Source organism: Franconibacter daqui (assembly GCF_014644275.1).
GTDB classification, from domain to species: domain Bacteria; phylum Pseudomonadota; class Gammaproteobacteria; order Enterobacterales; family Enterobacteriaceae; genus Franconibacter; species Franconibacter pulveris.
On record NZ_BMKJ01000004.1, the window covers coordinates 199,923 to 212,562 of the forward strand.

Sequence of the window (12,640 nt, forward strand, 5' to 3'; positions counted from 1 at the left end):
AAGCGGTTCCTTATGGGTGTTAATCGACATAAACAAAAGTATAGCCTGACGCTAATCAACGTAACTTTTCATCACCCCGCTGAGCCACTCCATAAAGAGATGCACCCGACGCGACAGGTTGCGGCGGTGAGGATAAATCAGCGAGACCGGCATCGGCGCGCCGCGGTATTGCGGCAAAATTTCCACCAGCGTACCGCTGCGCAGCGCCGCTTTGACCCCGACGCGCGGCACCTGAATAATCCCAAGACCCGCCACGCAGGCGGCGTGATAGGTTTCGGTGCTGTTGACGGTCAGTACGCCGCCGGTTTTGACCCAGCGGGTTTCGTTATCGCTCCACACTTCAAACCCCTGTGGGCGCGTGCCGAGGTTGGCGGCGTAATGCACCAGCGCGTGGGTGGCAAGGTCTTCCAGCGTTTGCGGGTAGCCAAACCGGGCGAGGTAGTCGGGGCTTGCGCAGTTCACCATCGTCAGTTTGCCTAGCGGTCGCGCCACCAGCCCCGACTCTTTTAGCTGGCCGACACGCACCACGCAGTCAAAGCCTTCACGCACGACATCCACCAGCCGATCGCTGCTGCTAAGCTCTACTTCAATACCGGGGTAGTGCTGCAAAAAGGCGGGCAGACGCGGGATCACGAGGTTTTTCGCCACGGCCACCGGCATATCGACGCGCAGCCGCCCGCTGACGCTTGCCGGGTCATGCAGGAAGAGGCTGTCCAGCTCATCCAGGTTCGCCAGCAGGTCGCGGGCGCGTTCGTAATAGACCATGCCGTCCTGGGTGAGCTGCACCCGGCGCGTGGTGCGGTGCAGGAGCCTTGCGCCAAGCGTCGCTTCCAGCGCCTGGATCTGGCGGGACACGCTGCCTCTGGGCAGGCCGAGCGTTTCGGCGGCGCGGGAAAAGCTCTCCAGTTCCGCCACCCGTACGAAGAGTTGCATTGCGTGAATTTTATCCATCGGAATGGCTCATTGTTGTTGTTATTGAAACAGTGAAACGCAATTCAGCACATTTATTGTTTTTTTATCAGCTAATAAGCTTTCTCTCAATCACTGCAACGGCAAAGAGGGGGTTTTTATGACGCAACGTATCGCAATCGTAACGGGTGGCAGCCGCGGCCTGGGGAAAAACGCGGCGCTGAAGCTGGCTGAACGAGGAACAGGCATCATCCTGACCTACAACAGCCAGCGTCAGGAAGCGGAAAAAGTGGTCAGCGAAATTGAGCTAAAAGGCGTAAAAGCAGTGGCATTGCAGCTGAACGTCGCCGAAAGCAACACTTTCGCCGATTTTGTTAAAGAGGTGAAGGCGCAGTTGAAAGATGTCTGGCAGCGTGACAGTTTCGATTATTTATTAAACAACGCCGGAACAGGCATCGATGTCCTGTTTGCTGAGACCAGCGAGGCGCAGTTTGATGAGATGATGCGCATCCATCTCAAAGGACCTTTCTTCCTGACTCAGCAACTGCTGCCATTGATGAAAAACGGTGGGCGGATCCTGAATGTTTCCAGCGGGCTGGCGCGCTTCGCGCTGCCGGGCAAGGCGGCCTACGCCATGATGAAAGGGGCGATGGAGGTGCTGACGCGTTATCAGGCGAAAGAGCTGGGCGAGCGGGGCATTTCAGTCAATATCATCGCACCAGGGGCGATTGAAACGGACTTTGGCGGCGGCGTCGTTCGCGACAACGAACAGATGAACCGCGCTATCGCGTCGCAAACGGCGCTGGGCCGGGTTGGCCTGCCGGATGATATTGGCGACGCCATCGCCGCATTGCTCAGCGATGAGTTGCGCTGGATGAACGCGCAGCGCATTGAGGTCTCTGGCGGGATGTTCCTGTAAGAGGCACGGCGTCGGGCAGTCTGCTTGCGGCGTTTGAGGATGTCATCGAATGTGAAAAAGAGAGTAAACAGGGAGGCGGATCGTAACCGATGCGCTAAAGGCCCCTCTCCTTACCGGGGAGAGGGGCGCAAAAACCTGAACTTTACTCTTTGATGATGCGGTCGATGCGCGCTACGGGCGGCTGCTGTTTCTTATCCAGCGTACCGTTAATCGTAATCAGCTGATCGGGTTCGATCTGACGGTCCTGGAACACCGCCATCGGGATCACCACGTCAATCTGATCCGATTTATCGCGAAACACATAGATATCGTTGCCTTTCTTCTGGATCAGGTTGCCCTGAAACGAAACGGAAGCGCCGTCATGCATCTCTTTACCTTCTTTGATGGACATGGTTTTGTGCGTTTCCGCGCCGCGATAGCCGCTATCGATTTTGTGCGGCGGCGGCGGCGCATCGCCCGTTTTCAGTCCCGGCTGGTCTTCAGCGACGGCGGGCAGCGTAAACAGGGTAGTAAATGCAGCGATGATAAGTGCCTTTTTCATACTTCTCCTTAGCATTGGCTTAGGGTCACATGTTTTAAGCCTGGCACACGGAGAAGAAAACGCCGATTAACAATATTCCTGGTTTAACAGGCCAAATACCCAGTCATCCTGCCAGCGGCCGTGCAGAAAGTAGTTTTCCCGCAGCGTGCCCTCAAGCATAAAGCCCGTTTTTTCAAGCAGCCTGCGCGAAGGATCATTGCCCACCGTAACGGTGGCGACAAGCTTACGGATGCCGCATTGCTTGAACGCAAGATGGCAGACCGCGCGCAGCGACTCGTAGCCATAACCTTTCCCCTGATGCCGCTTCGCCAGCAGATAGCCCACCTCGGCTTTATCCTCTTCACGGCGGATAAACCCCGTTACGCCCACCGGCTCGCCGCTTGCCTGCTCGCTTATTAACAGGCCGAGCCAGTGGCGGCTTTCCGGCGTCCAGACGGGCAAACGCGTGGCGAACGCCGCATAAATCTCCTCTTCGCTGCCCCGATCCGCCATAAAGCGCATCACCTCTTCGTCGTGCTGCAGGGAGAGGAAAAAGGGCCAGTCTTCGGCGGTAAGCTGGCGATAAGCGAGGCGGGAGGTGGTGAAAGTTGTCAGCATGGCGTCAATCCACAATAAACAGCGTGGCGCCGGTCAACGTGGAAGAGCGGTGCGCTTCGGCGTTATCCGCTACCTGATAGCTGACGCCCGGCGTCATAACGAAACGGCGGCCATCTTCAAGCTCCGTATGCAGCTCGCCGCTCAGGCAGAGCAGAATATGCCCTTTGCGACACCAGTGGTCGGCCAGATAACCCGCCGTATATTCCACCATTCGCACGCGCACCGCGCCGAATTGCTGAGTGCGCCATAGCGCTTTGCCGCTGATGCCGGCGTGTTCGGTGACTGGTACAGTCGCCCAGTCTGTAATGCCAAAGGGAATATTCTCAAGCTGCATGGTTATCCTTTTAATTCTCTGAAGCGGCGGCGGGTCTTTTACTCTCGCATCAAAAAAAGGTTTACGCAGCAGATTATTACGACGCAGAAGCTCCCTATTATTGGGGATCGATATCGTCCCGCGTCAGGCCGATATCCCGCAGCTTTGCGTCGTCCAGCGTACGCAGTAACCGGCGCGTCTGGTAGCATCGCCATGCGCTGCGAAGAAAGCGCCCCAGCAAAACAAAACCATAAAAGGGACGTACCGGGCGGTTTTCGTGAAATTCCATGATTAAGCTCCTCTTCATCAACGAGCTTTCATGGTCGACTTTTACGGGGGCGCAATACAGGCGCACAAAATCCTTTTCTTTACCATACAGAAGCGGCATAACAGAGGCTGAATCGCATACCGGGCGCGCCATCTGTACTGGTTAACGGCCCTGTATGATGAAAAGAGGGGATACAGCATGACGCGCTATCAGCATTTGGCGGATTTATTAACGCAGCGGATCCGGCAGGGGCTTTATCAACAGGGAGAGCGACTGCCTTCCGTTCGCAGCTTAAGCCAGGAGCATGGCGTTAGCATCAGTACGGTACAGCAGGCCTATAGTTTGCTTGAAGAGCGGCGGCTGGTGCTGCCGCAACCGCGTTCGGGCTATTTCGTCGCGCCGCAGAAAGCGGAGCCGCCCGCGCCGCGTCTCACTCGACCCGAGCAGCGCCCTGTAGAAATTTCTCAGTGGAACGAAACGCTGGCGTTGCTGGAAGCGCGCAAGGATAAAGCCGTATTTCCTTTTGGCGGCGGGTCGCCGGATATCTCCCACCCTACGCTTAAACCGCTGTGGCGAGAAATCGGCCGCGTTGCCTCACCTCAACGGGTGGAAGCGATGTTCGGCTATGACGAACTGGCGGGCAACCGCGAACTGCGCGAACAGATAGCCCGCCTGATGCTTGATGGTGGGGCGCAGGTTAACAGCGAAGAGATTATCGTGACCCCTGGCTGTCATGGCGCGCTGTCTCTGGCCGTTAGCGCGCTTTGCCAGCCTGGCGATATTGTGGCGATGGAATCTCCCTCTTATTACGGCACCATGCAGATGTTGCGCGGGCTTGGCCTCAAAGTTATCGAAATTCCTACTGACTCTCAGACTGGCATTAGCGTGGAGGCGCTTGAGCTGGCGCTGGAACAGTGGCCGATTAAAGCCGTGCTGCTGGTGCCTACCTGTAACAATCCGCTGGGTTTTACCATGCCGCTTGCCCGCAAGCGCGCGGTGCTCAACCTCGCTGCGCGGTTTGATATCGCGCTCATCGAAGATGACATCTATGGTGAAACCGCCTGGCAATATCCTCGTCCGGCGACGATTAAATCAATGGATGAGGAAGGGCGAGTGCTGTTGTGCAGCTCCTTTTCCAAAACCGTGGCGCCGGGGCTGCGCGTGGGCTGGATTGCGCCAGGCCGTTACTATGACCGCGTGTTGCACCGTAAATATATCGCCACGACCTCTTCTCCTCCGGCCACGCAAACAGCGGTAGCTACCTTTATTCGCGAAGGCCACTATCATCGGCACTTGCGGCGCATCCGCCAGCATTATCAGCGCAATTATGACGTATTAAGCTGCAAGGTGCGCTCCTTGTTCCCCTGCGGGATTTGCGTCAGTCGTCCGCAGGGCGGTTTTATGATGTGGGTGGAGCTGCCGGAAGAAATTGATTTAACGCGTTATACCGAACAGATGCAGCAGAGACGCCTCCATCTGGCTGCTGGCCACCTTTTTTCCGCGTCAGAAAAATACCGTAATTGTCTGCGTCTGAACTTCGCCGCGCCGTTTGATGAAAAGTGTGAAAACGCGCTGCGTAACATAGGCGAGTTCTTTCATGAAGTTATGCGCAAGGGATGATTTCATAACGGGTGCTTTGCCATCACTTTTATTCCCGCTATTTTCAGCTATGTTATTTAACTGTCTGTAAAACGGTAAAAATGGGTAACAACAATACGCCTGGAAAAGGCGAGCAAAGACCGTTAGCGAAACGGCAAACATTACTCCGCAAGAGGACGCGGTATGACATATTCCACACAGCAATCTCTACGAGAAGAGTTTGAAACCGCGCTTGGTATTATTAGCCAGGCGTCGGTGGCGATTCTCGCGCTGCTCGATATTCGGGTGGCCGAAGGCAAAGATCCACAGTGGTTTTCACAACAGCTTGAGCAGGCCCGCCAGAATCTGGGGAGCTGGGCGGTGGTTGGGCGTAAGCTCAATCTCGATGATGTGGAAATGTCCCGTTTCAGCCTGCGGCTACGCCATTTGCAGCAGTTGGTCCCCCGTTATGAAAGCGGTCAGGCGATAAGTCAGAACCAGCTTTTTGCCGCACTGCGCTTTGTGGCCTGCCTGGAGCGGCTGCGCGATAACCAGCCGAAGCTTGAGTACTCGACGGTTCTTGCTGCGGATAACGACGCGCAGCAGCGGCAGGCGCTGCAACAGTTACGGGCGCTGGAGTTAACCCTGAAAGGCCTGATAGCAAACGCCTGGCCCGATCAACAACAACTTATAAACCACCTGAAGCAGCGCATTGGCGGCGACAAAGTGCGCCGCTGGTTGAAGCTCGGCAAGCAGGGCGATGTGCTGAGCGGCATGCTGTTCAGCGAACTGGCCTTGTTGGTCATCGATAAAAAAGAGTATGCGCAGCATTACGAACGCCTGTTCAACGCCGCCGATTCGCTGACGCTGTTTGTCGAGCCGCGTAAAACGCTGCAAACCTTTCTGGATGATGTTCGCGTTATCCGCAACGCCGCCGTGCAACAACAGCCGTTGACGAGCGCGCAGATGACTATGCTGGATGCGTTTTATTCAGCTATTGCGGGGCCGGTGCAGGAGGCGTATGCGAAGGGGCGCGTGAGCGTTAATCCGCAGGCGTTCATGTCGATGGATACCGCGAAGCTCGACGCTTTCTTTGAAGAGGCGGCGCAGAAAAACCGCGCCGTTGGCGGCGATATTTTCGATCTGCGCGATACCATTGAACGGCCCGGCGCCCAACGCCAGGGCGCGGAGCGTGATACGCAACAGCTTCTCGTCAGCGTACTCTGGGGCGTAACGGGGGTGGCTTTTATCGCGGTAGCGCTGGGCGCGCTCTATCTTGCCAGCGATCGGGTTAACCCGCCCCAGACAGCGCAGAGCGTTAATCACGCTTCATCCCAGGCAGTGGAGATTTCGCAACCGGTAAACATCAACGAAACGCCGCGTGAAAAGCTGAGTCGCAAGGGAATACGCTGGGATGTAAATCATTTCCGCGCGGCAATCGATCGCAACGAGACGGATGTGGTTCAGCTCTTTCTGGACGGCGGCATGAGCTGGCAGGTCGCCTGGACAGAGCAGGCGCTGGCGGCAAAACAGGATGATTCGCTAAATCTGCTGCTGCGCCACCGGGCGCAGATGGATGAAATCAAGCCCTGCCGGCGAATGATCGCGACCTTAAGCCATGCGTTGGCGCAGGGCGAAACCTTTACGTCGATGCGCAAGCAGTTCCTGAAAAGCTTCTGCGTTACGCCGGGCGTGGTGAAAAGACAACAACACGCTCTCGACCAGGCGGAATTGCGCGCGCAGGCTAACCCGGATGCGAATACGAAAAAGTGGGCCGCGATTCAGCGTTCGATCTACCAGGAAATAAGTTCAGGCGCTTAAGTTGATTCTTAAGTACATAACTTTTAACGCTGCCGGGGCGATACCCCGGCATTATTTCAGGCGGATTAAAAAGCTCAGCGCAGGTTACGTGGGCAGGGAGAAATCGAGCACCGGGTCCCCAGAGTGCATTGTTCATCCGTAATATATTTTTCGCAGCCCGCGTGTTTTTTTAAATTTTCCCAAAGGTTATTGCAATAAAGCGTAACCCGGTAAATCTGGATGCGGTCAATCCGCTCGCCCTGATAGACCCAGGCCATGCCTGCGTGGACATAAAGAGGCTTTCGGGACGTTATCCGGGCGCAGTAAAGGTGCCAGAGAATGAATTTGTTATTGTTAGCGGAAACGACAAGCGTAAAGGCCATGCCGGTTTCCGGGCTAACAAGCGTTTCGAGTACAGTCCATTTCAAACCTTAATCTCCCTCCATTTGATTAAGCGGCCTTATCAAATTAGCGAGAGTGATTATTTCAGGCAACCTTTAAAATTAGAATTCATTCAATATTTTTTCAATTAACTGAAAGTTAAGTAAATAATTGTTTAAATTGGCGGGTTTACGGTTTTTATGCGTGTTATTTTTAGCCATTGCTGTATTTTGCGGAAACTTTAAATAAAAGTAATAACGTAAAAAAATTAAGTAACATTAATGAGAAAGGCTGTAAAAGATACATGTCCTGCATCACGAAATTAAAAAATCTCTTTTTATACAAAAAGGAGGCTTGCCGCTTCGTTGAGGCGCGCTTCTTCCCGTCTGAAACTGCCGCACTTCCGCGCATCACTTGCCTGCCCGCCGCAGCGCTTATCTTAACGTGAGTAACGATCACGCATGTGACCAAATAAAACTAAATGTTGCTAAATGTATTGCCAGCGCTTTGTAAATAATTATCATGTCGAGAATTATTATCATTAAAACAGCCCGGCTGGCGGAGGCGCGGCATCAAAGGAAGCCTTTTCCGCTGTGCTCCATCTGACAATATGGAAATAAAAACAATGAAAATTCAGCAAGTTTCTTTGTGGTCACCTTGCCTGCTGGCGCTTGCCGGCCCGGCTGCACACGCAGAACAAGCGCAAAGCGACAACATCGTCGTATCGGCCAGTCGCGCTCACCGCAGCGTAACGGAGCTGGCGCAAACTAACTGGGTAATTGAAGGGCAGGAGTTACAGCAGCAGGTTCAGGGCGGCAAAGAATTTAAAGATGTGCTGGCGCAGCTTATACCCGGGATGGATGTCAGCAGCCAGGGGCGTACAAATTACGGCATGAATATGCGGGGCCGCTCAATGATGGTGATGGTTGACGGCGTACGTCTTAACTCGTCTCGCACGGATAGCCGTCAGCTGGACGCTATCGATCCATTTAATATCGAACGAATCGAAGTGATTTCAGGCGCCACCTCCCTGTATGGCGGCGGCAGCACCGGCGGGCTAATTAATATCGTTACCAAAAAAGGCCAGCCGGAAAAGCAGGTTGAATTCACTGTCGGCGGCAAAAGCGGCTTCAACAGCCATAACGACCATGATGAGAACGTCGCGGCGGCGGTAAGCGGCGGCAACGAACACGCTTCCGGTCGGCTTTCGGTCGCTTATCAACGTTTCGGCGGCTGGTATGACGGTCGCGGCGAGGAGGTTATCATCGATAACACGCAGACCGGGTTGCAGTACTCTGACCGGCTGGATGTGATGGGAAACGGCACGCTGGACATTGACGATCATCAGCAACTCCAGCTCACCACGCAGTTTTATAAAAGCCAGTCTGATGGTGAGCATGGCCTTGATCTTGGTGAAAATTTTTCTTCGGTCACTGGACAAGGGCAGGCGCATAACGGCAGTAACCTCTCTTCAGACCGCATTCCCGGCACCGAGCGTCATCTGATTAATCTGCAGTATTCCAACACCGATGTCTGGGGTCAGGACCTGGTCGCGCAAATTTTTTACCGTGACGAAAAGCTGGCCTTTTATCCCTTTCCTACGCTTGGCCGCACGGGCGTAACCAGCATTGGCGCCTCGGAGCAGAACACCCATTTCTGGGGCGGCAAGCTAACGCTAAACAGCAATCCGTTCGACGGGCTGGGCCTCACCTGGGGCGTGGATGCGGAACACGAAACGTTCGACGCCAACCAGCAGTTCTTCGACCTGGCGAAAGCGAGCCAGTCAGGCGGGATGCATCTTGAGAGTGCTTATAACGTAGGGCGCTATCCGGGCTACTCGGTCACTAACCTGGCGCCGTTCCTGCAAGCTAACTATGACATTACCCCTGTCTTTACCCTGAGCGGCGGCGTGCGCTATCAGTACACCGAAAACAAGGTGGATGACTTTGTGGGATACGCCCAGCAGCAGGGGATCGCCACGGGGCTTGCGAGCTCGGCCGATGCGGTGCCCGGGGGAAAAACCGATTACAACAACGTTCTGTTTAACGCAGGCGTGCTTGCGCACCTGACGGAGCGTCAGCAAGCGTGGCTTAATTTCTCTCAGGGCTTTGAAATTCCGGACCTCGCAAAATATTACGGCTCCGGCACCTATCAGTTACGCAACGGCCACTACCGCCTGTTGAACAGCGTCAACGTGAACGACTCCCGGCTGGATGGCATTAAGGTTAACGCGTGGGAGCTTGGCTGGCGTTATACCGGCGATGCGGTTCGCACCCAGCTTGCCGCTTACTATTCGCTGTCTGACAAAACGATCTCCATCAACAAAACGGACATGACCATTAATCTGGACGACGACAAGCGCCGCATTTATGGTCTTGAAGGCGCAGTGGATTACTTCGTGCCGGATACGGACTGGAGCGCTGGCGTTACGTTTAATGTTATTCGTTCAGAAACGCGCGTGGCCGGGAAATGGGAAAAACTGACGGTGGATTCCGCAAGTCCTTCCAAGGCGACGGCCTATATTGGCTGGGCGCCTGATGACTGGACGCTGCGTTTGCAATCCCAGCAGGCGTTTGATCTCTCCGATGAGGCGGGCAATAAAATCGAGGGCTATAACACGATTGATTTCCTGGGCAGCTATGCGTTGCCGGTGGGCAAGCTCAGCTTCAGCGTGGAAAACCTGCTGGATAAAAACTACACCACCATCTGGGGCCAGCGCGCGCCGAAACTCTATAGCCCAACCTACGGCAGCGAGGACCTTTACGCTTACAAAGGCCGTGGCCGTACCTTTGGCCTGAACTATTCGCTGCTCTTCTGAGGATGGCCAGCGCGCAGCAATAAAAAAGGCTAAGAGCATTGCTCTTAGCCTGATTTCTTGTCTGAACAGCGCTTAGCGCATAGTCACGAATTCTTCCGCCGCGGTTGGGTGGATAGCGACCGTGTTGTCGAAATCTTTTTTCGTCGCGCCCATCTTCAGCGCTACGGCGAAGCCCTGCAAAATCTCGTCCATGCCGAAGCCGATGCCGTGAATGCCGACGATTTTCTCCTCTTCGCCAACGCAGACCAGCTTCATGCGGCACGGCTGGCGGTGCGAGGTCACGGCGGTGTACATGGCGGTAAAGGACGATTTATATACCTTCACCTTTTCATCACCATACTGTTCGCGCGCCTGCGGCTCGGTGAGGCCCACGGTGCCGATTGGCGGATGGCTGAAGACCACGGTTGGGATGTTGCTGTAGTCCAGATGCTCTTCCGGCTTGTTGTTGAACAGGCGCTCTGAGAGGCGACGGCCCGCGGCTACGGCAACCGGCGTTAACTCCACCGAGCCGGTATTATCGCCCACCGCGTAAATGCCCGGCACGCTGGTGTTCTGGAATTTATCGACAACGATATAGCCGCTTTCCGTGGTTTTAACGCCGGTCACCGCCAGGTTGAAGTTGTCGTTCGACGGCTCGCGGCCAATGGCCCAAATCAGGCAATCCACGGTTTGCGAGCGGCCATCCTCCAGCTCCAGCGTCAGGCTGCCGTCGCTGTTTTTAACTACCGCTTTCGGCGTGGCGTGGGTGTGCAACTGCGGCCCTTCGGCCTGCATCACCTCCACCAGCGTTTCGGAAATCATCGGGTCGAACGTGCGCAGCGGCGCGTGTTTACGCACAAACAGGTGCGTTTGCGCGCCCAGCGCGTTGACCACGCCTGCGATTTCTACCGCAATGTAGCCTGCGCCAACGACAGCGATGCGTTTCGGCATCTCCGGGAGCGCAAAGAAGCCGTCGGAATCAATGCCATATTCCGCGCCGGGGATGTCCGGCTGTACGGGACGGCCGCCGGTGGCGATCAGGATATGATCGGCGGTGATCGTCTCACCATTCACCTCAACGGTATGCGCATCCACAAAACGGGCGAAACCGTGGATAACATCAACGTTGTTTTTCCCCAGCACGTTCTCATACGAGGTGTGGATGCGGTCGATATACGCGGTGCGGCTGTTAACCAGCTTCTGCCAGTCGAAATGGTTGACGGTGGTATCGAAGCCGTAATCGGGGCCGTAAAGGTGAATAGCCTCGGCGATTTGCGCCGCATGCCACATCACTTTTTTCGGCACGCAGCCCACGTTTACGCAGGTGCCGCCCAGCGCTTTCGCTTCGATTAGCGCGCATTTCTGGCCATACATGGCCGCCCGGTTAATGGATGCAATGCCGCCGCTGCCGCCGCCGATAGCGAGGTAGTCGTAATGTTTGCTCATGGCCGTTTCCTTGAATTGCGTCGAAAAAGTTAGCTAAGTGTACGCCCTGGGCGTCTGGCTTGCGCCTATGGTTGCAATAAGCAACTTATTCCGGAACCACCCAACTCAGCGTGGTGTGGCCCGTACCGGTCGGCACCAGCGTTTTATGCAGCCATGGCAGCACGTTCGCCATCTGCTGCTCAAGCTTCCACGGCGGGTTAATAACAATCATGCCGGAGGCGGTCATGCCGCGCTGATCGCTGTCCGGGCGCACCGCCAGCTCAATTTGCAAAATACGGCGAATGCCGGTCGCTTCCAGGTCGTTCAGCATGCGTTTGATCTGCTGTCGCAGCACAACCGGATACCACAGCGCGTAAACGCCGGTCGCAAAACGCTTGTAGCCTTCGCTGATGCCGCTCACTACCGCCTGGTAGTCGGTTTTGATCTCATAAGGCGGGTCGATGAGGATTAATCCCCGGCGGGAGACCGGCGGCAGTTTGGCTTTTAACTGCTGGTAACCGTCGGCGCGCTCCACGCGGGCGCGTTCGTCTTTCTGAAATTCAGAGCGCAGCAGCGGAAAATCGCTCGGGTGCAGCTCCGTCAGTTGCAGGCTGTCCTGCGGACGTAAAAGCTGGCGGGCAATAAGCGGCGAACCGGGGTAATAGCGCAGCTGCCCGCTGCGGTTGAAATGCTGCACTACGCTGATATAAGGCTCCAGCTCGGCAGGCAAGTCGTCCTGCTGCCAGATGCGGGCGATGCCTTCCAGATATTCGCCGGTGCGCTCGGCATGCTCGCCGCTGAGCTGGTAGCGTCCGGCGCCCGCATGGGTATCCAGATAGAGAAAAGGTTTCTCTTTCTCTTTGAGCGACTCAATGATGAGGCTCTGGACGGTATGTTTGAGGACGTCGGCGTGGTTGCCGGCGTGAAAGCTGTGGCGATAACTGAGCATGCGGGATGAATTCCGGAATAAAAGAGGTCAAGCCCTAGTTTATCGCAGATCGCAACGGATTACCGCAGAAGCCATCCCAACGCCAGCACCCCGATGCGTAATCGTGCGCTAAGCGGGCGCCAGGTGGTTAAGCGCATCGCAGCAATAAGCGCTTGCGAGTCCC

General features: G+C 55.5%; 12 protein-coding genes. 4 read left to right on the forward strand and 8 right to left on the reverse strand.

Annotated features, from left to right (window positions below):
- Positions 1 to 51: 51 nt before the first annotated feature.
- Entirely contained in the window at positions 52 to 951 is a 900-nt protein-coding gene (locus IEX01_RS14895) for a LysR family transcriptional regulator (protein WP_024560521.1), read from the reverse strand.
- A 118-nt stretch (positions 952 to 1,069) separates the two neighbouring features.
- On the opposite strand from IEX01_RS14895, the gene IEX01_RS14900 reads away from it, so the two are divergent.
- Positions 1,070 to 1,828, forward strand: a complete 759-nt coding sequence (locus IEX01_RS14900) for an SDR family NAD(P)-dependent oxidoreductase (RefSeq protein ID WP_024556174.1) — start codon at positions 1,070 to 1,072, stop codon at positions 1,826 to 1,828.
- Positions 1,829 to 1,970: 142 nt separating this feature from the next.
- On the opposite strand, the gene IEX01_RS14905 is transcribed toward IEX01_RS14900, so the two are convergent.
- The 4 genes from IEX01_RS14905 to IEX01_RS14920 form a co-directional block, all read right to left on the reverse strand.
- Positions 1,971 to 2,369 carry a YdeI family stress tolerance OB fold protein gene (locus tag IEX01_RS14905; protein WP_048888761.1) on the reverse strand — a complete coding sequence of 133 codons (399 nt, stop codon included), beginning with the start codon at positions 2,367 to 2,369 and terminating at the stop codon, positions 1,971 to 1,973.
- Between the two features lie 66 nt (positions 2,370 to 2,435).
- Positions 2,436 to 2,966: a GNAT family N-acetyltransferase gene (locus tag IEX01_RS14910; protein WP_024556176.1), complete on the reverse strand. Its 531-nt coding sequence runs from the start codon at positions 2,964 to 2,966 to the stop codon at positions 2,436 to 2,438.
- Between the two features lie 4 nt (positions 2,967 to 2,970).
- A complete protein-coding gene (locus IEX01_RS14915) occupies positions 2,971 to 3,300 on the reverse strand; it encodes a DHCW motif cupin fold protein (RefSeq protein WP_188724102.1) in 330 nt (109 codons plus the stop codon).
- Positions 3,301 to 3,397: 97 nt separating this feature from the next.
- Positions 3,398 to 3,568 carry a DUF1127 domain-containing protein gene (locus tag IEX01_RS14920; protein WP_071788436.1) on the reverse strand — a complete coding sequence of 57 codons (171 nt, stop codon included), beginning with the start codon at positions 3,566 to 3,568 and terminating at the stop codon, positions 3,398 to 3,400.
- Positions 3,569 to 3,745: 177 nt separating this feature from the next.
- Between IEX01_RS14920 and IEX01_RS14925 the strand changes: the two genes are divergently transcribed.
- Both IEX01_RS14925 and IEX01_RS14930 read left to right on the forward strand, forming a co-directional pair.
- Positions 3,746 to 5,167 carry an aminotransferase-like domain-containing protein gene (locus tag IEX01_RS14925; RefSeq protein ID WP_024556178.1) on the forward strand — a complete coding sequence of 474 codons (1,422 nt, stop codon included), beginning with the start codon at positions 3,746 to 3,748 and terminating at the stop codon, positions 5,165 to 5,167.
- A 162-nt stretch (positions 5,168 to 5,329) separates the two neighbouring features.
- Positions 5,330 to 6,946 (forward strand): STY4199 family HEPN domain-containing protein, encoded by a 1,617-nt coding sequence (locus IEX01_RS14930; protein ID WP_048888764.1) that lies wholly within the window; start codon positions 5,330 to 5,332, stop codon positions 6,944 to 6,946.
- 74 nt (positions 6,947 to 7,020) lie between these two features.
- On the opposite strand, the gene IEX01_RS21955 is transcribed toward IEX01_RS14930, so the two are convergent.
- Entirely contained in the window at positions 7,021 to 7,353 is a 333-nt protein-coding gene (locus IEX01_RS21955; protein ID WP_491008676.1) for a hypothetical protein, read from the reverse strand.
- A 578-nt stretch (positions 7,354 to 7,931) separates the two neighbouring features.
- Between IEX01_RS21955 and IEX01_RS14935 the strand changes: the two genes are divergently transcribed.
- On the forward strand, positions 7,932 to 10,124 hold the full coding sequence (locus IEX01_RS14935) for a TonB-dependent siderophore receptor (protein ID WP_188724103.1): 2,193 nt from the start codon (positions 7,932 to 7,934) through the stop codon (positions 10,122 to 10,124).
- 72 nt (positions 10,125 to 10,196) lie between these two features.
- Here the strand turns inward: IEX01_RS14935 and gorA are convergent, their stop codons facing one another.
- Together gorA and IEX01_RS14945 are read right to left on the reverse strand one after the other, a co-directional pair.
- Positions 10,197 to 11,549 carry a glutathione-disulfide reductase gene (gene gorA, locus IEX01_RS14940; RefSeq protein ID WP_188724104.1) on the reverse strand — a complete coding sequence of 451 codons (1,353 nt, stop codon included), beginning with the start codon at positions 11,547 to 11,549 and terminating at the stop codon, positions 10,197 to 10,199.
- A gap of 85 nt (positions 11,550 to 11,634) precedes the next feature.
- The gene (locus tag IEX01_RS14945) at positions 11,635 to 12,477 is read right to left on the reverse strand and encodes a 23S rRNA (adenine(2030)-N(6))-methyltransferase RlmJ (protein ID WP_188724105.1); all 843 of its coding nucleotides are present in this window, start codon (positions 12,475 to 12,477) and stop codon (positions 11,635 to 11,637) included.
- Between the last annotated feature and the right edge of the window lie 163 nt (positions 12,478 to 12,640).

What these genes read in the sequence shown, in the direction of transcription:
- IEX01_RS14895 (WP_024560521.1), bottom strand. Translation starts at nt 951, where the DNA reads ATGGATAAAATTCACGCAATGCAACTCTTCGTACGGGTGGCGGAACTG.
- IEX01_RS14900 (WP_024556174.1), top strand. Translation starts at nt 1,070, where the DNA reads ATGACGCAACGTATCGCAATCGTAACGGGTGGCAGCCGCGGCCTGGGG.
- IEX01_RS14905 (WP_048888761.1), bottom strand. Translation starts at nt 2,369, where the DNA reads ATGAAAAAGGCACTTATCATCGCTGCATTTACTACCCTGTTTACGCTG.
- IEX01_RS14910 (WP_024556176.1), bottom strand. Translation starts at nt 2,966, where the DNA reads ATGCTGACAACTTTCACCACCTCCCGCCTCGCTTATCGCCAGCTTACC.
- IEX01_RS14915 (WP_188724102.1), bottom strand. Translation starts at nt 3,300, where the DNA reads ATGCAGCTTGAGAATATTCCCTTTGGCATTACAGACTGGGCGACTGTA.
- IEX01_RS14920 (WP_071788436.1), bottom strand. Translation starts at nt 3,568, where the DNA reads ATGGAATTTCACGAAAACCGCCCGGTACGTCCCTTTTATGGTTTTGTT.
- IEX01_RS14925 (WP_024556178.1), top strand. Translation starts at nt 3,746, where the DNA reads ATGACGCGCTATCAGCATTTGGCGGATTTATTAACGCAGCGGATCCGG.
- IEX01_RS14930 (WP_048888764.1), top strand. Translation starts at nt 5,330, where the DNA reads ATGACATATTCCACACAGCAATCTCTACGAGAAGAGTTTGAAACCGCG.
- IEX01_RS14935 (WP_188724103.1), top strand. Translation starts at nt 7,932, where the DNA reads ATGAAAATTCAGCAAGTTTCTTTGTGGTCACCTTGCCTGCTGGCGCTT.
- gorA (WP_188724104.1), bottom strand. Translation starts at nt 11,549, where the DNA reads ATGAGCAAACATTACGACTACCTCGCTATCGGCGGCGGCAGCGGCGGC.
- IEX01_RS14945 (WP_188724105.1), bottom strand. Translation starts at nt 12,477, where the DNA reads ATGCTCAGTTATCGCCACAGCTTTCACGCCGGCAACCACGCCGACGTC.